This window comes from Marinobacter sp. S6332 (assembly GCF_023016045.1).
Classification (GTDB): Bacteria; Pseudomonadota; Gammaproteobacteria; order Pseudomonadales; family Oleiphilaceae; genus Marinobacter.
The window spans coordinates 89,327-107,828 of the sequence record NZ_JALKAP010000002.1 but is presented as its reverse complement, the minus strand read 5'-3'; the positions used below and the strand labels follow the sequence as shown (position 1 = coordinate 107,828).

Annotated in this window: 20 protein-coding genes; 13 read left to right on the top strand and 7 right to left on the bottom strand. The window is 52.5% G+C overall.

All coding sequences use genetic code 11. From position 1 onward, the window contains the following. Window positions 1-139: 139 nt before the first annotated feature. Entirely contained in the window at window positions 140-1,039 is a 900-nt protein-coding gene (locus tag MWU62_RS03110) for a LysR family transcriptional regulator (RefSeq protein ID WP_200365359.1), read from the top strand. Here MWU62_RS03110 and MWU62_RS03105 read toward each other — a convergent pair whose 3' ends face one another. Further along, window positions 1,040-1,798 carry a lysozyme-like domain containing protein gene (locus MWU62_RS03105; RefSeq protein ID WP_247113432.1) on the bottom strand — a complete coding sequence of 253 codons (759 nt, stop codon included), beginning with the start codon at window positions 1,796-1,798 and terminating at the stop codon, window positions 1,040-1,042. A 68-nt stretch (window positions 1,799-1,866) separates the two neighbouring features. Between MWU62_RS03105 and MWU62_RS03100 the strand changes: the two genes are divergently transcribed. Next, complete coding sequence (locus tag MWU62_RS03100) at window positions 1,867-2,685, top strand: DUF2059 domain-containing protein (protein ID WP_247113430.1); 819 nt, start codon at window positions 1,867-1,869, stop codon at window positions 2,683-2,685. 88 nt (window positions 2,686-2,773) lie between these two features. Here MWU62_RS03100 and MWU62_RS03095 read toward each other — a convergent pair whose 3' ends face one another. Continuing rightward, complete coding sequence (locus tag MWU62_RS03095; protein ID WP_247113429.1) at window positions 2,774-3,052, bottom strand: peptidylprolyl isomerase; 279 nt, start codon at window positions 3,050-3,052, stop codon at window positions 2,774-2,776. A gap of 183 nt (window positions 3,053-3,235) precedes the next feature. Here MWU62_RS03095 and MWU62_RS03090 point away from each other — a divergent pair, with 183 nt between their 5' ends. The 4 genes from MWU62_RS03090 (at window position 3,236) to MWU62_RS03075 (ending at window position 7,462) form a co-directional block, all read left to right on the top strand. Then, entirely contained in the window at window positions 3,236-4,822 is a 1,587-nt protein-coding gene (locus tag MWU62_RS03090; RefSeq protein WP_247113428.1) for an ABC-F family ATPase, read from the top strand. Between the two features lie 175 nt (window positions 4,823-4,997). Continuing rightward, entirely contained in the window at window positions 4,998-5,561 is a 564-nt protein-coding gene (locus MWU62_RS03085) for a DUF1415 domain-containing protein (RefSeq protein ID WP_247113769.1), read from the top strand. A 237-nt stretch (window positions 5,562-5,798) separates the two neighbouring features. Beyond that, complete coding sequence (locus MWU62_RS03080) at window positions 5,799-6,530, top strand: spermidine synthase (protein WP_247113426.1); 732 nt, start codon at window positions 5,799-5,801, stop codon at window positions 6,528-6,530. 29 nt (window positions 6,531-6,559) lie between these two features. Then, the gene (locus tag MWU62_RS03075) at window positions 6,560-7,462 is read left to right on the top strand and encodes an NAD-dependent protein deacetylase (protein WP_247113425.1); all 903 of its coding nucleotides are present in this window, start codon (window positions 6,560-6,562) and stop codon (window positions 7,460-7,462) included. A 6-nt stretch (window positions 7,463-7,468) separates the two neighbouring features. On the opposite strand, the gene MWU62_RS03070 is transcribed toward MWU62_RS03075, so the two are convergent. Both MWU62_RS03070 and MWU62_RS03065 read right to left on the bottom strand, forming a co-directional pair. Continuing rightward, window positions 7,469-8,878: a sodium-dependent transporter gene (locus tag MWU62_RS03070; RefSeq protein WP_247113423.1), complete on the bottom strand. Its 1,410-nt coding sequence runs from the start codon at window positions 8,876-8,878 to the stop codon at window positions 7,469-7,471. A gap of 84 nt (window positions 8,879-8,962) precedes the next feature. Then, the gene (locus MWU62_RS03065) at window positions 8,963-10,063 is read right to left on the bottom strand and encodes a Glu/Leu/Phe/Val dehydrogenase (protein ID WP_247113768.1); all 1,101 of its coding nucleotides are present in this window, start codon (window positions 10,061-10,063) and stop codon (window positions 8,963-8,965) included. A gap of 428 nt (window positions 10,064-10,491) precedes the next feature. On the opposite strand from MWU62_RS03065, the gene MWU62_RS03060 reads away from it, so the two are divergent. From MWU62_RS03060 to MWU62_RS03050, 3 genes are all read left to right on the top strand, one after another. Continuing rightward, window positions 10,492-11,229: an AzlC family ABC transporter permease gene (locus MWU62_RS03060; protein WP_247113421.1), complete on the top strand. Its 738-nt coding sequence runs from the start codon at window positions 10,492-10,494 to the stop codon at window positions 11,227-11,229. Beyond that, window positions 11,226-11,537, top strand: a complete 312-nt coding sequence (locus MWU62_RS03055) for an AzlD domain-containing protein (RefSeq protein WP_200365342.1) — start codon at window positions 11,226-11,228, stop codon at window positions 11,535-11,537. Before MWU62_RS03060 ends, MWU62_RS03055 begins: the two co-directional genes overlap by 4 nt. Before the next feature lie 113 nt (window positions 11,538-11,650). Beyond that, the gene (locus MWU62_RS03050) at window positions 11,651-12,967 is read left to right on the top strand and encodes a hypothetical protein (RefSeq protein WP_247113420.1); all 1,317 of its coding nucleotides are present in this window, start codon (window positions 11,651-11,653) and stop codon (window positions 12,965-12,967) included. A 9-nt stretch (window positions 12,968-12,976) separates the two neighbouring features. Here MWU62_RS03050 and MWU62_RS03045 read toward each other — a convergent pair whose 3' ends face one another. From MWU62_RS03045 to MWU62_RS03035, 3 genes are read right to left on the bottom strand one after another with little or no spacing between them, the layout of a single operon-like run. Beyond that, the gene (locus tag MWU62_RS03045; RefSeq protein WP_247113418.1) at window positions 12,977-13,477 is read right to left on the bottom strand and encodes a hypothetical protein; all 501 of its coding nucleotides are present in this window, start codon (window positions 13,475-13,477) and stop codon (window positions 12,977-12,979) included. A gap of 44 nt (window positions 13,478-13,521) precedes the next feature. After that, complete coding sequence (locus MWU62_RS03040) at window positions 13,522-14,700, bottom strand: GNAT family N-acetyltransferase (RefSeq protein ID WP_247113417.1); 1,179 nt, start codon at window positions 14,698-14,700, stop codon at window positions 13,522-13,524. Window positions 14,701-14,757: 57 nt separating this feature from the next. Then, window positions 14,758-15,117 (bottom strand): Spy/CpxP family protein refolding chaperone, encoded by a 360-nt coding sequence (locus MWU62_RS03035; RefSeq protein WP_247113415.1) that lies wholly within the window; start codon window positions 15,115-15,117, stop codon window positions 14,758-14,760. 213 nt (window positions 15,118-15,330) lie between these two features. Between MWU62_RS03035 and MWU62_RS03030 the strand changes: the two genes are divergently transcribed. From MWU62_RS03030 to MWU62_RS03015, 4 genes are all read left to right on the top strand, one after another. Continuing rightward, on the top strand, window positions 15,331-16,017 hold the full coding sequence (locus tag MWU62_RS03030) for a response regulator transcription factor (RefSeq protein WP_247113414.1): 687 nt from the start codon (window positions 15,331-15,333) through the stop codon (window positions 16,015-16,017). Next, window positions 16,014-17,330, top strand: a complete 1,317-nt coding sequence (locus tag MWU62_RS03025; protein WP_247113412.1) for a HAMP domain-containing sensor histidine kinase — start codon at window positions 16,014-16,016, stop codon at window positions 17,328-17,330. Before MWU62_RS03030 ends, MWU62_RS03025 begins: the two co-directional genes overlap by 4 nt. Window positions 17,331-17,349: 19 nt before the next feature. After that, window positions 17,350-17,973 (top strand): YigZ family protein, encoded by a 624-nt coding sequence (locus MWU62_RS03020; protein ID WP_247113410.1) that lies wholly within the window; start codon window positions 17,350-17,352, stop codon window positions 17,971-17,973. Window positions 17,974-18,051: 78 nt separating this feature from the next. Then, window positions 18,052-18,408, top strand: a complete 357-nt coding sequence (locus tag MWU62_RS03015; RefSeq protein WP_247113409.1) for a translation initiation factor Sui1 — start codon at window positions 18,052-18,054, stop codon at window positions 18,406-18,408. Window positions 18,409-18,502 lie beyond the last annotated feature (94 nt).

Below are 18,502 nucleotides of genomic sequence, written 5' to 3'. Positions count from 1 at the left end.
ACTTCCTCCCTTATCTGGTGAGTTGCTAATTATCAGTGAATAAAATGGGATTACCCGAATTTACCGCCAATTATAGGGGTATTTTTTTGCAGCGTAAATACGTTAAACTCCGTACTCACGTTGCAAATATGCAGTAGCTATGGATTGGGATTATCTTCGATATATACACGCTCTGGCAATAGGTGGAACTCTCGCTAAAGCTGGAGAAATACTAGGCGTTCATCAAACGACGGTTTTGCGCCGGCTAGACCAGATGGAAGAGTCTTTGGGGGTGCAGTTTTTTGAGCGCAACCGAGATGGATTACAGCTAACTCCAGTGGGAGAAACCGCCTTCCGTAATGCCGAAAAACTGTCCGTGGAGATGGAAAATCTCGAGCGCAAGCTGGTCGGACAGGATGCAGCTCCGGTAGGGAAGGTACGTTTAGCGGCTGAAGACACGATGATGAGTGAGCTGCTCGGATCGGTTTTGGCCGAGTTGGTGCGTGAGTATCCGGATATTGAGTTAGAGGTTCTTACCGATAACGACGTAACCAATCTCACGCATAGGGAAGCGGACCTCACTCTGCGCCCTGAGAACAAACCCCAGGCAACTCTGGAAGGTGAACGCATAGCCGCGATTGAATCCGCAGTCTATGGCTCTGCCAGCTATTGCCGCCGCCATCGTAATATGGATATTGAAAACCAGCCCGAGGAGTGTCTTTGGATAATTCCGGATGACACCTTTAGCCATCTGGCAACAGGTCGCTGGTATCGCAAGCATTTGAAAAATGCCACTTCCGTTATCCGCTGCAACAGCTTGCATGCCATGCATGCGCTGGCGCGATCAGGTGCAGGCCTTGCGGTATTGCCATGTTATTTGGGAGAGGGCACAAAAGAGTTACGCCGCCTGTCAGACCCTCTTGAGGGTGAAAGTGTTGATCTATGGGTGCATGTAAGCCAGGACACGCACCAGATGGCGAGAGTTCGTATTGTGATGGAGTTTCTGGTGGACCGCTTACAGGCGCAGGCAGCCGCTATTGAGTTTAATCCGGTAGCCTGATTACTGGGGCGATGGGTTCGCGCTACAAAATGGCCAGAACTGATACCAGCGCCAACATTGGAACTCCTGCTCACAGGATTTGAGCTGGTTGTCGTAACGGAAAGCGCGGGCCTGAACCCGTGAAGCTAAAGCTGTAACCTCGGGCTTACGCGCAAACGTTTTGCGAGCGTAGCCACCACGGCCCTCATGATAAGCAAGATACAGCTGGCGCGGGTTATAGAATGGAATGCCAAGCTGGCGATTAGTCAGATGGTTGTACCAGCCTACGAAATCCAGAGCGTATTCCATGTCTGTACGCACGGTAAAAATGCCATCCCCATTGGCCGCAAGGTACTCCCCCCAAGCTGGATCCAGCGCCTGCGCATATCCATAGGCAGTGGTTGGACGAGACCAGGGTATAAAGCCCCATAGTAGAGTTCTGGGTGGCCGGGCATGGCTGCGGAACGATGATTCGTAATATACGAATGCCATTTGAGTGGCAATGGGGGTGCCCCAGCGTTCCTGAGACTCTTTTGCGTAGTCGTACCAAACGGTGTGCTCACGAAAAATTTCACACAGATCGTTCGGGTTTACAGGTGGGTCCGGAGCAAGCAAGCTAAAACGCAGAGTAGCCCAGACACCGACAACCAAACCCAGAACCGGAAGCCCGTACCATTTTATGCGGGACTGCCACAGGTTGCGGCGGGTCTGGCGCTTTCTTTTACGTGGACGTGCTGGCCTCCAGAATTTTCCTACCAAACTGTCATCTCCGGGACCCATGGATTACTTGCTCAGGGGAGGGTGCGCGTGTCATAAACGCTGCATCCATCAAACAGGATGATAGTGAAATGAAGCTTAGTACCCTAGTTAAACCTCTTTTAGTCACCGGCTTGTTTCTGGCTGGTCCCGCCATGGCGGCACCCAGTGCTCAGCAGGTTCTGTCGGCATCGCCTATCGACGACATTGTTGATCGCTACCCCGCTATGATGAGTGAAGGCATTCGTGAAGGCCTGAAGCGCAGCCAGCAGTTGCCGCCTATGGTTGCAGACACCATTGGGTATGTTGTGAGTAACAGTTTTCGTGCTGCGGATATAGAGCAGCAAATTGTGAACAACCTGGAGCGCGATCTCTCTGGTAAGCAGCTTGAAGACGTAGAGGGTTGGTATGCGACACTCGTCGCCCGAAAAATCTCGGCGGTGGAAATTGCTGCATCAGACCCGGCAGTGTGGAAACAGATTCGAGCCAAGGCTCCGGAACTGAATAGTAAGTACAAGGGGACGGGGCGTGCCCAGATGTTCGCGCGGTTCGACCGTGCGGCTCGTGCTACTGAAAGTGCGGTTGACACTACCATTGCAGTGCAACTTGGGCTGGCAACAGCCATGGCTGCCTTTCGTAACGATTCGGCAAACTACGATGAGCTGAAACAGAAATTCGAGAGCCAGCGCGGCACTATCCGCGGTGTTGTGGAGCAACAGGTGTATGACAGCTATCTGCATACATACGAAAAAATCAGCAATCAGGAAATGAAGCTGTACATAGACTTTCTAGAAAGTGGCCCGGGGTCGGCATTTACGAAAAGTGTCACTCGAAGCATTCAGCAGGCCATTACCGATCCAAACGAATCCATCGGCAATCAGATGGTGCGCTTCCTCGCTCCGCAAAAGTAAGGAATACCCAACATCGCTTTGATTGGGTGGAGATAGGCTCCTGATTGATTCAGGAGCCTATCGATACATCACAGCGCTAGGCAGTTTTTTAGCCGCGGCTAGTCACTTCTAGCAGGTGATATCCGAACTGGGTCTTTACCGGCCCGAGAACCTTATTGATCTCACCGCTGAAGACGACTTTGTCGAACTCTGGAACCATCTGGCCAGGGCCGAATGAGCCCAGATCGCCACCGTTACGACCAGACGGACAGGAGGAGTGCTGCTTTGCAACTTCAGCAAAGTCTTTACCGCCTTCGATTTCTTTCTTTAGCTCTTCACACTTTTCTTCACTGTCTACCAGAATGTGGCGTGCGGTTGCTTGAGTCATGAAAATTGTCCTTAAATAAAATGTAGGTGTACCTCAGAGAACGAATGCTGCCCGTACCCATCGCCTGAGGCAAGCCCTTTTTATGGGTGTTTCTGCGGCCTCACAGTTGCCACTGCAAACCTGTACAATGCCCGCTTTCTTTAGCCGGCGCGGCGCTGGCCCTCACATCTATAGGTTTGTTTCTTGATCTCTACTGCCAATATCACCATGCAATTCGGGGCTAAACCCCTGTTTGAAAACGTTTCTGCCAAATTCGGTAACGGTAATCGCTATGGCCTGATCGGGGCTAACGGCTGTGGCAAATCCACCCTAATGAAAATCCTTGGTGGCGATCTGGAGCCGTCTGCGGGGCAGGTTATGCTAGAGCCAAACGTTCGCTTGGGTAAGCTGAGGCAAGACCAATTTGCCTATGAGACCTGCTCCGTCATGGATACCGTCATTATGGGCCATGAAGAGTTGTGGAACGTTAAAAAAGAGCGTGACCGCATCTACTCACTCGCTGAGATGAGCGAAGAAGACGGTATGGCGGTGGCAGATCTCGAGGTACAGTTTGCCGAGATGGACGGCTACACCGCTGAATCTCGCGCGGGTGAACTGCTTTTGGGGCTGGATATTCCTCTTGAGCAGCATGATGGGCCAATGAGCAACCTAGCCCCGGGCTGGAAGTTGCGGGTTCTGTTGGCACAGGCACTGTTTTCGGACCCAGACGTATTATTACTTGATGAGCCCACCAACCACTTGGACATTAACACCATCCGTTGGTTGGAAAACATTCTGGTGGCCCGCAGCAGCACCATGATCATCATTTCCCACGACCGCCACTTTCTAAACAGCGTGTGCACCCACATGGCTGATCTGGATTACGGCGAGTTAAGGCTGTTCCCGGGCAACTACGATGAGTACATGACGGCAGCCACTCAGGCTCGCGAGCGCATGCTCTCGGACAATGCCAAGAAAAAAGCCCAAATTGCAGAACTGCAGCAATTTGTTAGCCGCTTCTCAGCCAACGCCTCGAAAGCAAAACAGGCCACCTCCCGTGCCCGCCAAATCGACAAAATCCAGTTGGATGAAGTAAAGCCATCCAGCCGCGTTAGCCCGTTTATCCGGTTTGAACAGGGTAAAAAGTTGCATCGCCAAGCGGTAACCGTTCGGGATTTGACTAAGGGTTTTGATGGGAACGTGTTGTTCAACAAACTGAACTTGCAGGTTGAAGCCGGTGAGCGCGTGGCCGTGATTGGCCCTAACGGTATTGGAAAAACCACGTTACTGCAGTGTTTAGCGGGAGCCTATGAGCCAGATAGCGGTGAGGTTAAATGGACGGACAGCGCGGAAGTTGGCTACTACGCTCAGGATCATACAGACGACTTCGCCGCAGACGATACTCTTTCAGACTGGATGGCACAGTGGACTACAGGCGGTGAGCAGCTGGTTCGCGGTACACTTGGGCGTATGTTGTTCTCCGGTGATGACATTGGCAAATCGGTGCGAGTCATTTCCGGTGGTGAGCAGGGGCGCATGCTGTTCGGCAAGCTCATTCTGCAAAAGCCCAATGTGATGCTGCTGGATGAGCCCACCAACCACTTGGATATGGAGTCCATCGAGGCGCTGAACCTGGCGCTGGAGAACTATCCCGGTACCTTGATTTTTGTGAGTCACGATCGGGAGTTTGTGTCTTCCTTGGCGACTCGGATTATTGAGGTTACGCCTGAGGGGATTACTGACTTTAGCGGGACTTATGATGATTACCTTCGTAGTCAGGGGTATGTTTAAGCCTTACTGATACTTTGGGGCTGGGCAGGCTGGCAGGGCTGTCCAAAAAAACGCTGTGAATACGTCCTTGTAAGCTTGGCTCCGCCATCCATGGCTCCGCACATTTTTTGGACAGCCCTGCCAGCCTACCCGACCTGAGCTTCGCAGTTTGGATCAACCAAAAGAGGAACTTGAGGTGAACGAAGGTACCGTTATACAGGCAACCCGGAAATGGGTCGAAGACGTTGTTGTAGGTTATAACTTATGCCCATTCGCCAAACGAGAATTGGTCCGGGACCGGGTTCGGTTTGTGGTATCCGACGCTGACAACGAAGAATCACTTTTCCAGTCCTTGCAAATCGAACTACTGCGCTTGGACGATGAACCGGAAATCGAAACGACCCTCCTGATTCACCCTCAGGTATTGCAGGACTTTCCGGATTACAACGAGTTTCTAGGCGCTGCGGACGGGTTGTTGACCTATCTGGATATGGAAGGCATCTACCAGATCGCCAGCTTCCACCCGGACTACCAGTTTGCCGACACGGCACCGGATGCTGCTGAGAACTACACCAACCGTTCCCCGTTCCCGATGCTCCACCTGTTGCGGGAAGCGAGTTTGGAATCAGCGATCGACAACCACCCAGATGTGGATGGAATACCACCGCGAAACATTGAGCTGATGAATAAGCTTGGTGCAGAGAAAATGCGGACGATTTTAACTGGTTGCATTAATGTGGCGGAGAATGCAGGGAAGTAAAAGGTAGAGCTGGTGAGAGGCCCGCCCCTCGCACTATATGTCGGATCAAGAATACAGGGGAGTGGATCAAAGAGCCGGTGGGTTGCCCCTCCCAAAAATGTGCGGAGCCATGGATGGCGGAGCCAAGCGTACAAGGATGTATTTACAGCGGTTTTTGGGAGGGGCAACCCACCGGCGATAGCACAAAGTTGACTTAAATAGGCCAAGCACCCAGTCACGATAAAAAGAGGCAACACAGTGGCAAGACTGTTCGAGCAAATTGATAGCCAACCCTCCGAAATTGGCGAAATCACACTGCGGCGCCGGCGTATCCCAGCATTGGGTGACCGAGACATCTACGAAGTAAAACTCGGCGAAGAATTTCTCATGTCCAGCATGTTCGTAGACGCCGAAGTCGCGCTCTCAGACCTCGGGCTGAACCAAACCGAAGGCGACAACCTCAGCGTAGTTGTTGGTGGTTTAGGGCTAGGCTACACAGCCGTTGCCGCACTCAAACATCAACGGGTAGAAGAGCTACTGATCGTTGAATACCTCGAACCTGTGATCCGCTGGCACCAGCAAGAATATGTTCCCCTCGGTACAGACATCAACGCCGATGCCCGCAGCCGCTACATTCACGGCAGCTTCTTCGATCTTGCCATAGCCGAACCCGAAACGGGAGGTTTCGACCCCCAAACACCCGGCAAAGAATTTGATGCCATTTTGCTTGATATAGATCACTCGCCCCGCGCTCTACTGCACGACTCCAACGCCAGCTTCTACACCACCGAGAACATTAGCCGCATGGCCCGGCAACTCAAACCTCGTGGTATCTTCGCCATGTGGTCCAATGAAGCCGAAGATTCCGTATTCATGGAAGTGTTGCGAGAAGTATTCACCGAAGTGGCTTGCCACGTGGTTAGCTTCTACAACCCGTTCCAGAACAAAGAGTCTTTCAACACCGTATACGTGGCCCGCAAGCCGGGCTGAATCAGCCGGCGAATGTAAAGGAGAGCGGTATGCCAGTGACAACCCACCGAACTCGCCCCTTCAGCTCAAACCAGCGCCTGCCGGAGCTGGACAAGCCGCCGGTTTTGCATGCACCGGAACAGGCGGGTGAACTTTTGGCGGACTTTATTCACCGCTATCCAAAACTGATGATCCTAACCGGTGCGGGTGTAAGTACAGACTCTGGCATTCCCGACTACCGTGATGGCGAAGGCGCCTGGAAGCGCAAGCAACCGGTTCAACACCGCGAGTTCATGGACAATTATGAAACCCGTCAGCGTTACTGGGGCCGTAGTTTGATCGGCTGGCCTGTGATCCGCAATGCAAAGCCCAACCCCTCCCACTTTCATATCGCTGAATTGGAATTGCGCAAACACTCCAGCCTGGTGGTCACCCAGAATGTGGATCGCTTGCATCAAAAAGCCGGCACACAAGGTGTAAGTGATCTGCATGGCCGTGCGGATGAAGTGTTGTGCATGAGTTGTGGTTACAGGTGCCGCCGGGACGAGGTTCACGAGCGTTGCGCGGATCTTAATCCGGCTTTTCAGAAATACAAAGCGGAGACGGCTCCGGATGGGGACGCGGATTTGAACGTGGATTTCTCAGGGTTCAAGCTTGCAGACTGCCCCCAATGCTCAGGAATACTGAAGCCGGACGTCGTGTTTTTCGGGGACTATGTACCCAAGCAAAGAGTAGATTTAGCGCTGGATGCGCTCAAGGCGAGTGATGGCTTGCTGGTAATTGGTTCGTCACTAATGGTTTTCTCGGGTTTTCGCTTTTGCCGGTACGCCAGAGAATTCGGTAAGCCGATTGCGACGCTTAATTTGGGTAGAACGCGTGCGGAAGATTTAGCGGATTTGAAGCTGAATGCAAGAATCGGGGAGACCCTAAAGGCCTCCCTCGATCAGCTATAGGCTTGCTTACGCCCCCACAAGGTTGTAAACAAACACAGTTCCCACAGCCACCGGCGTAATGAAACGCACGGTGACAAACCACAGATTGAACATGGGCTTCGAAAGTGCCAGTTCTTCCTCCATGGCTTTGCGAGACATAATCCAGCCAGCAAATATCGCAACCAGCAAGCCGCCCAAAGGCAACATGATGTTGGCGGTAAAGAAGTCCAGCAGGTCAAAGATGGTTTTACCTTCAAGCATGCCTATCCATCCCAGTGGTGCAAAGCCTGACCACAGGTTCAGGGAAAGAATCGATGCAATACCCAGAGCCCAGCATACAAAGCCAGCACCCAAGGTGCTGGTGATGCGGGTCATACCTTTTTGTTCTTCCAGCCACTCAACAATGGGCTCCAGTAGGGAAATGCCGGAGGTCCAAGCTGCAAAGATCAACAGTATGAAAAACAAGGTCCCGAACAGGCTGCCCATTGGCATTTGACCAAACGCCAAAGGTAGGGTCTGGAAGATTAGGCCCGGACCTGCACCCGGCTCAAGACCGTTAGCGAAGACAATCGGGAAAATAGCTAAACCAGCCAGCAGCGCCACGCCCGTGTCGATAACGCACACAGCAATAGATGTTTTGGCGATGGAAATGTTCTTTGGCAGGTAAGAGCCGTAGGCCATCATTACTGCCATGCCGAGGCTAAGGGTGAAGAATGCATGGCCAAGAGCTACCAGAACGCCAGCGGTAGTGAGTTTGGAGAAGTCCGGTTGAAACAGGAAAGATACAGCCCGCCCGAACTCACCGGTAGTCATGGCATAGCCCACAACCGCGAGCAGCAAAAGAAATAGGGCTGGCATTAGTATACTCACAGCACGTTCAAGCCCGGCACGAACACCCTTTGCCACCACAAGCATGACCAGCGCCATAAACAGGGTGTGCCACATCAACAAGGTGGCTGGGTCTGCGAGCAGGTCAGAGAAAATTGCTCCAATGGCATCAGCAGACTGGCCGGTGAATTGCCCAGTGGCCGCGGTACCTACGTAAGAAACTGCCCAGCCACCAATGACCGAGTAAAACGACAGAATCAAGAAGCCAGCGATCACACCGATTGCGCCGACCAATCGCCAGGACGGGTTGAGATTCTGATGCTTGGTAATCTGCCTAAGACTATTAACCGGACTTCTCCCGCCGCGGCGACCAATCAGCACTTCAGCCATCATGATGGGCAAACCAATGGCGGCGATGCAAAGAAGATAAACCAACACAAAAGCGCCGCCGCCATTTTCGCCGGTGACGTAGGGGAATTTCCAGATGTTACCCAAGCCAACGGCAGAGCCTGTGGCGGCAAGAATAAAAGCAAAACGTGAAGACCAAAGTCCTCTGTTTGCGTTAGAACCTTCCATTGCCCCTGTGATAGGCGCATTTGATTCCGACATGATTGTCTCCTGCTAGATACTTGTTTTTGTTTGGAAGCGCGGGGTCCTGAGTTACTCGAGGCCCCGCAAAGCAAATGTCTTTAATTACTCCGCGCTGGCAAGCTGTTCGCGTGCAGCCTGAGCTACGCCTGTGCGTTTACGAAAGCGTTCTTCAGCGAGCGTATTGGCAACTGCACCGGTTGGGATACCGCTGCTATCTGAGCGGGTAAAGATCTCCGCAAGAGTCTGACCAATGCCCTCGACGTGAGCGCGCACTTCTTCAGGAGAGCCCCCTGTACGCTCGTAGAACACATCGATGATGCCACCGGCGTTGATCACGAAATCCGGTGCATAGAGTATGTCCCGGTCTTTGAGTGCCTGATCGTGATCCGGGCGCTGTAGGAGGTTATTTGCCGCACCTGCAATCACTGTCGCTTTCAGGCGGGGAATACTTTCGTCGTTCAGCACAGCACCCATAGCGCAAGGTGCGACTACGTCTACCGGTAGGAACAGAATGTCCTCGCCCGAAGCCGCATGAGCGCCCAGCTCATCTACCGCCCGCTGCATGTTCTCCTGATGGATGTCGTACACCCAAAGTTCTGCGCCAGCTTCGCTCAGGTGCTGAGCCAAACGGTAGCCCACGTTGCCTACGCCTTGAATGGCAACTTTCAAACCGGTGAGGTTCTCGCGGCCTAGCTTGTGCTTAACCGCCGCTTTGAGGCCAACAAACGTGCCATAAGCGGTTGTCGGGGAGGGGTCGCCATTGCTCGGGCGGCCATCAAAACCTGTGTGTTCAACAATTCCCGCAACGTGTTTGGTATGGCGCCCCATCACTTTTAGGTCTGGCACGCTGGTACCGGAATCTTCGGCGGCAATGTACTGTCCTCCGAGTCCTTCCAGATGTTTCCCCATCGCTTCCAGCAAAGCCTCGCTTTTTTGCTTGCGCGGGTCGCCAATGATGACCGATTTGCCCCCGCCAAGATCAAGGTTGGCCAGTGCCGATTTATAAGTCATACCCCGCGATAGGCGAAGCACATCGCGCAGGGCTTCTTCATCGCTGGCATACGGAAACATCCTGCAACCGCCAAGGGCTGGCCCGCGAGAGGTGTTGTGTATGGCAACAATGGCTCTAAGCCCGGTTTCAGGGTCGCAGAAAAACGACAGGTGTTCGTGGTTATCAAACTCGGGATGGCTGAATACAGACATGGGGATCACCTCGCTTCCTTGGCCCATGTGGGCGTTATCCTACGGAAATCAAAGGTGTTTATCTTAACAGACGGGAACAATTGTGCACGGCACAAGACGCCCTGAAGGTGAGCTGCTATAGGCATTTTGAAATCCTCTCCAGTTGGCCGGATCTCGGCGTCACTGGCAATGTTGTTTTTGTCGTCCGGCTTTTGGCCAGCGTTTTGATTTCAGGTGCTCGGGTTTTCCGAAGGGGGTAGCCCTAACGGGGCCGAGCTAGACGTAAATTAATCGCTGTAACCGTAGAGGTCAATTGTAAAACCTGCCCGCTCCACTGTTATCGCTGTTTGAATATTAGTTGCATTTGCAAAACTTGTTGATAGATCAATAACTCACGCATGTGGAAACTACTGATACGCGTGCCGGTAAAATTTCCTTAGCTTGCGTAGATGAAAAATGCGTCATATTCCTATCAGTTCCAGCCCGAAAAGGTTCGTTACGAACTTATTCGGATGTTCCCTATATCCCTGTTCGTGGTCGCATTCGGCGCTGCCTTCGGTCTTGCGGCTGTGCAGCAGGGGCTGGGGCCTCTCGAATCGTTGTTGATGAGCACTCTAGTATTTGCAGGTGCGTCGCAGTTTGCTGCAATTGATATGTGGGGAGCTGAAGTGTCTGTTATCCCCTTAATGGTTGTAGTGTTTGCTATCAACTCCCGCCACCTTCTGATGGGCGCCTCTTTGTACCCCATGCTAAAGGACGTTTCCCCTGCAAAACGGTATGGCGTGCTGTTACTTCTCACTGATGCCAATTGGGCGGTGTCTGCTCAGGAATACCAAAGCGGTAGGCGTAACCTTGAAGTGATTCTTGGTGGGGGTCTTGTGCTGTGGCTGGCATGGATTGTGGGTACTTGGCTCGGGGTGTATTTCGGTGGCTTGTTACAGAACCCCAAAAGCCTCGGGATGGACATGGTACTAGGCTGCTTTTTGTTGGCGATGGCGCTAGGCGGTAAGAAAAACCCTCGTGTATTGGTTGCTTGGGTACTTGCTGCACTGGCTTCTTTGGCAGCTTGGAAGTGGCTGCCAGCAAATACCCATGTGGTTGCCGGAGCCCTTGCTGGGGGTGTGGTTGGTTTTTTCTGGCTTGAGAATAAACCGGATGATGAACCTGCTGGGGAGGAGTCAGCATGACCATCGAAACCACATCAACGGGCATTTTGTTGCTGATACTGATCATGACGCTGGTAACCTTGGTAACTCGGTTCGGCGGCGTGTTTATCATGTCTTTCGTGCGCATAAGCCCTCGTATTGAGAGCTTCATCAACACCATGGCCAGCTCCGTACTGATCGCCATCATTGTGCCCATGGCTTTTGGAGGTGATGCGGGCGCACTTGCGGCTCTTTTGGTTACTGCAGTTGTTATGCTTGCGCTCAAAAAGCCGCTGCCAGCGATTGCTGCGGGTATTCTTGCGGCTGCTCTTGTTCGGTATATGTTTTAGGTGACTGAAAGGTAGTTTGCGAAGCGATAGCTTGCATAGAAAGTGCTCAAGTTCACTTTGCCTCAGCCGATAGACGGATAGGTAAACGCGGAACTTTGAGGTAAACCCACGCCATGATTGTATCCAGTCAGATCTCTTTTCTACAGGGAAGCTCCCGTCAGGAAACGGCCTTCAATCAAAGCCAGCTTCGGATTAATCAGCAACCGCTATCTGGCGATCGCTCGGAAGGGCCGGCTGCAGGTAACCAACTAAATATATCCCGCGATGCGACCTACCGCTACAGCAGCCAAGAGCGAATGGGATATACCAGTTCCAGCACCGTTAGCGGTGCTGATCGTAACGCAGTGTTTACAAGCGCGGAGCTGGCAGAGAAAACCACAGAGCTGTTTTTTCGAGGGCAGCAGGCTATCAGCGTAGGCCGGGCAGCTCTGGGTGGAGAATCCGGCACTCAGGCAAAAGGCAGTATGTCGGTTGAGGCAAACCGTTACATGTTCTACTCGGAAAGTGAAACTCGGTCGTTTGCAGCTACCGGCAGTATTTCGCTGGAGAACGGTGAGACGGTCGATTTCACTCTGTCTCTGCGCCAATCACAATCCAGAAACTATGAATACTCCGAAAGCTTACGCATTGAAGAGCGCCCAATGACCGATCCTCTGGTTATCAATTTTGGTAGTGCTACTGCGCAGCTTACCGACGCCCTGTTTGAGTTTGATCTGGATGGGAATGGAGAAACCGGGCAGTTCGCCACTCTAGGCAGCGGTAGTGGGTATCTGGTTTTTGATCGTAACAACAACGGTAGGGTGGATGATGGCACCGAGTTGTTTGGCCCTCAGAGTGGTTCCGGCTTTGGTGAGTTGGCCAAATTTGATGACGATAGCAACCAATGGATTGATGCCAACGATGAAGTGTTTTCATCCCTTTCGGTATGGGTCCAGACTGCTGATGGCTCACAAGCGTTGAAGACTCTGGGAGAGGTTGGAGTGCAGGCCCTATACGTGGGCAGTGCTGAAGACAACTTTATGCTTACCAACAGCCAAGGCATTCCTCTGGGAGAGATCAAGGCTTCCGGTATTTATCTGACAACAGACGGTGAAGTTCGCACTCTCGAAGAAATCAATTTGTCGGAGCAAAGTAAGGAACAAGCTCCTGCGACGACACAGGTGATTAGAGGCAATGGCCCGGAAGGAACTCAAGAAGTGGGAGGCTTCGAGGGTGCTCGCATCGAGGCCATTCGTGGCGCGCTCGAAAAGCTCAATGAACTCCGGGAAAAACAAAAGGCGTTTATTGAAGAAACCAAGGATCTTGGAAAGTCGGAATCACCTCTGGATGAATATATGAGCATCATAGACCGGCTGCGGTTGGAACTGTTGAGCCGCCAGAGTGAGAAGGCGCAGGCGGCTAATCGGTATCAAGAGATTGCTAAGCCTTGATAGCCCCCATTACTTTTTTCGCTTGTGATTAAATGTGTTGGCGTTGCTCGGAAAGGTTATAGCTGGGTTTACCTTCTTCAATGCGGCGTATAGAGCTTTACGAGAAAAAGGGTAGTTCTGGCATATCTGTAGCCTTTCCCCACTTTTTAGGTGCACGTTTATGTTGGTCATGTAGCCGGAGCCAATGTTCAATTTGTGCTCGATGGCTTGAATATCTTGAGGGTTGACGCTGAAGCACCACTCCTCAGAGAAAGGATGGTGGCTATAGAACTCGATTTCGGTCACATAAATTTCGAACTTGTCCTTTCTTTTCAGTAGCCACACTAGAATTATGGCTAAGACTAACGCAACAGCAATTGCCCCTTTTTCAACCACGCCATAAATCTGTTGGAAGTCAGGTTGGTCTTTAGACAAGCTTTGAAAAAGATAGAGAATAACGGGGATGGCCAATATGTTGAGAGCTACAGTCACGGCTTGCCGGGTTTGGGTCTTTTTGTAGTGAAATAGCATAGTCCCGCCTGTTTTGGGCTTAGAAGTAACAGTATAGAATAGTTTTAGTTATTTCCTTCAACTCCCGTTGCCTGCCGAAACGGAAGCACCGTTTTCGCATCCTCGTAATACCCCATAACTTGCTCCGCCTCCTCGTGCGTGAACGCTTCAATCGCATCGTGAAACCCCGGATGGGCAATGCCGTGCCATGAATGCGTAATCAAGGGTTCGAAGCCGCGGACCAATTTGTGCTCTCCTTGCGCGCCTGCGTCGAAGGTTTGAAGTCCCCGTTTGATGGCCAGTTCAATGCCTTGGTAATAGCAGGTTTCGAAGTGCAGATGGTTATATTCCTCAAGGCAGCCCCAATAGCGGCCATAGAGGGTGTTCCCTCCACTCAGGAATAGGGCCCCTGCAATCATTTCGCCGTTTTTTACAGCCATGATTATGTGCAGGTGCTCAGGCATTGTTTCTCGTATCTTTTCAAAGAATGATTGGCTTAGGTAAGGCCGTTGCCCACGCTTGAGATAAGTAGCTTGGTAGAACACATAAAAAGCCGCAAGAACGTGATCGGGAATACCGGCGCCATCGAACCGGGCGAAGGTAATGCCTTGCTCAGCTACCTGACGGCGCTCTTTTCGTATGGACTTGCGCTTGCGGGAGGTGAGCTCACCCAGAAAGTCATCGAAGTGATCGTAGCTGCGATTGTGCCAGTGGAACTGGCAGCCGATTCGGTGCAGTTGCCCCTCCTGTTGAAGTAATTTTTGGTCGTCTGCGTTGGGGAACAAAAGGTGCCAGGAGTGAGCGCCGATGTGAGTGATATGTGTGTTTAGAAGGTCATGGACGGCTTGGGAGTCGAGTGTATCTCGTAGTGTTGGGTCGAGTAGCAATCTTGGCCCCTGCGAGGGCGTAAAAGGCACTGCTATCAGGAGCTTTGGGTAATAGTCCATGCCATAGCGTCGATAGGCGTCAGCCCATGCCCAGTCAAACACATACTCGCCCATAGAATGGGATTTGAGATACGCAGGCGCGATCCCGGCAATCTCACCGTCCAAGCGGAATAACAGGTGGCAGGGCTTCCAGCCGGTTTCCTCGCTGGTGCAGCGGGTTGTTTCCAGCGCTTCGAAAAAATCGTATCGTAGAAAGGGGTTATCGGTGCCCGCCAACCGCTCCCAAACCTTTCGGGGAATAGTGGAAAGAGAGTGGCAGGCCTCAAGTGTTATGTTTCTGACTGCGGATTCTGACATGTTCGGGGTGCGCTCCTTGATCGCTCCCGATACCTTACGTCAAAACCCGCATTGTGATCACTCTTGTGGCTGTGCGCAGCGCTTTTTCATCTTTTTCTCCCAGCCACTCATGCGCTTCTCATGCTGCTGGCGTCGTTCCTCATGAATTTCATTCCAGGTTCCGCGCTGCTCGTCGTTTAGTTTCAGGCGCTCGGCCATAGCTTCGTGGCGTTTAGCCATTTCCGCTCGGCGCTCTTCCATATTAAATTTGCCTTTACCTTCACGCATGTTGTCGCACATTTCTGACATGTTGCGCTGGCCGTCATGGTGCTTTGACGATGAGCCATACGAGTTGCCGGCCATCAAAGCCGGGCTGGCTGCAAACAAGGCGGTAGCCAGAAGGCTTGCGGTAATAATGGATGTTTTACGTTTGCTCATGATAATTCCTCTCGCCGTTATGTAACTGCTTGGCGGTTTCGCCAGAAGCATGATTCACCCCTATAGTACTGCGTGCTTGGTCAACGAGCGTCAATGCAATGTAAAGGTTCTGCAAAGGAACCGGAGCCTGCGGATGCGGGTCTTTGGGGCCGTGTTAGACTTTGAGCAATACAGTAAGCACACATCGAAAATTAACGTGAGTAGAAACGAGAGATGCAGAACAGGGTCCTGCTGGTAGAAGATGACGACGAACTCCGGGAGTTGCTCGTGCGCTATTTAACGGGCCAAGGTTTTACCGTGCGTGAGGCTGCCAGCGGCAGGGATGGGTTAGCGCTGGCACTAGGGCAGAACTGCGATATTGTTGTTCTGGATATTATGCTGCCGGACATTAGCGGCCTTGAAGTGCTGCGCGAATTACGTACTGAAACCCATTTGCCGGTTGTATTGCTGACTGCCCGTGGTGATGAAACCGACCGCATTGTGGGATTTGAAGTGGGTGCGGATGATTACATCCCCAAGCCATGTAACCCTCGTGAACTGGTGGCTAGGCTTCAGGCCATTCTGCGCCGGGTTGCTTGGGACCAGAAGAGCGAGACAAAAGCAGCCCGGCACCACGGAGATCTGCGCGTTGAGCCGGACCATCGACGCATCTATCAGAACGATGAGCCATTGGATCTGACCGCTACTGAGTACGAAATTCTGCAAGTATTGCTGGCTCACGCCGGCAGCGTGGTACGCAAAACAGACTTAATGCAATGGGCATTGGGGCGGCGACTAGAGGCATTCGACCGTACGTTGGATATGCACATCAGCAACCTACGTAAGAAATTGGGTACAGATGACCCACCCAGAATTGAGACGGTACGAGGCCTTGGTTACAGCTACCGGGTGCCAACATGAAACGTCGGTTGATCATTCCCCTGTTCTGGCGAATTTTCCTGCTCATCTGGCTGGCCATGGTGGTAACTGTGGTTGTCAGCAATCTTGCATCAGGTGTCATGCTCGACCGGGAGCGCGCAGCAATCGAGCGTCAGCTTGAGCTGAGGGATCTTGGGTTTGAAGTGTCCGCTATCCGCGAAAGCCGTGGACGTAGAGATGCTTACAGATTTCTCAACGCGCAGGGAGATGAGCTGGGTCTACATCTGATGATGATCAGCGCAGATGATGACAACCGCCTACCCTCGGCAATCCGTTCGCGCATAAAATCTGGTTGGTACCGGCAAAAGCCGGCCATTGTGGATGTGGGCGATGGTTACCGCTTGGTTGCCTGGCCGAAAATGCACGGTGAGGGTTGGCTAGAACCGAGAGTTTTTCGGTTTATAGAAATGGGATTGGCGTTTGTTTTAATTACTTTGGCTTGCTGGCTGATTGCTCGCTTTGTCTCGCGACCTATGAGGCATATGGAGAGTACGGCGCAGGCTATCGCTGGAGGTAAAACCGAGCTGCGAGTTAGTGAGCGCATAGCCAGCCGCCGGGATGAGGTGGGACAGTTAGCCACCGCATTCAATGCGATGACAGAACAGCTTTGTATCCTGCTGGATCGCCAGAAACACCTGCTGCGGGATATATCCCACGATTTACGAACCCCCTTGGCGCGCCAGCGAGTTGCTATCGAACTTGCCAGCGAAGGCGGCATAGAAGAAGACCTGATGGCCAGTATTCTGCGCCAGAATGAGCGTCTCGACACCATGACCGGTCAGATACTGACCCTATACCGGGTGACTGAGCAGGGCAGTGATATTGCCCGTGAACCATTGCGGCCGGTGGATCTGTTGAATCAGGTTTTGCAAGACGCTGCAGACTACGCCGAACACCAGAGGGTGGATTGTAAGCTTGACTCAATGCCTGAAAGCACCGGTGTTTCGGTTCTGGGCGATGCGGGCCTGCTTCAGCGGGCATTCGATAATATTCTCCAGAACGCCCTTGATTACACTCCGCCGGGCAAAGTGGTTCATGTTTCCTTGGCGCTTTCAGCGGGCTGGGTAAGCCTTACGATTGAGGATGAAGGGCCGGGTGTTGCGGATGACATTCTTGAACACCTTTTTGAGCCTTTCTTCCGGGCCGACAAATCCCGGGGTGGCCAAGGTTGGGGTTTGGGATTGGCAATTGCCAAAGATATTATTCTGGCCCATGACGGTGAGATTGCTGCCCACAACAGCGAGCGTGGCGGTTTGCAGATTGTGGCCCGGTTGCCGATATTCGCCGCCAACTAATGCAAGCACGGGCGACCTTATGAAAAAAGATTATCCAGTTCCTGCCAGCTACCTTGAACGGGAAACTGAGGTGAAAAAAAGCCGATTTATTGCCCGGATTGCACCTGTGGGCTCCCGGGATGAGGTGAAAGGCTGGTTGGAGAAGGCGCATCAGGACCACCCCGACGCCCGCCATATATGCTGGGCATACCAAATCGGGCGCCCCGGCTCGGCAGACGAGGCGGGCATGAATGACGACGGCGAGCCTTCCGGCACTGCAGGCAAGCCGATTCTGAATGTCATTCAGCACAAAGATATGGGTGATGTTCTGGTGATGGTAATCCGCTACTTCGGTGGTATTAAACTCGGCGCTGGAGGTCTTGTTCGAGCCTATGCTGGTGCAGCTGAGAGTGTGCTGTCAGAGGTGGGGAGGATTGTTCATAAACCGGTGAAGGCAGCAAATATAACCATGGGGTTTGCAGATGAGCAGCCCCTGCGGCATTGGTGCGATGTGAACGCGGCCGAGCTCGAATCCATCAGCTATGGCAGTTCGGTAACGGCACGGGTTCTCGTTCCCGAGGATCAGATGCAAACCTTCACGGCTTTTTGTGACTCTCATAAGCTGAATTACAGCTTTGACCGTGATCAAAGCCACAGCGAGTGAGCTTTCGTTCCACTTCGTTGAGGCTAGCTCTAAAAAAAGCAATGAGCTCTTGTAAGCTGTTCAATATTCGGAGGATACATGGCAAAACGATCTACAGGTGGGTTGGTGTTTTCAACCGAACAAGGGCGTATGTGCCCGGAATGTCGTCACCCTGTTTCAGACTGTACCTGCCGTCAAGCGCAGCGCCCGGAGGGTGATGGCATAGTGCGGGTGAGCCGTGAAACCAAGGGGCGCAAAGGTAAGGGCGTTACTCTGGTTACTGGTATTCCCATGGATGAAAAAGAGCTTAAAGCCTACGCTAAGGTTCTAAAAGCCAAGTGCGGCACTGGCGGCACGGTGAAAGATGGCGTGGTGGAAATTCAGGGGGATCAGCGAGACCTACTCGTGCTGCTTCTGGAGCAGAATGGCTGGGTTGTGAAGCGCGCCGGTGGCTGATGGTATAAGTCACAAGTTGGCCTTTCCCACGTTACAATCGTGGTAAGTGAATAAGCATCTCTTTTACTAAGCACTGGCCAGAGCCCTGCCGTAA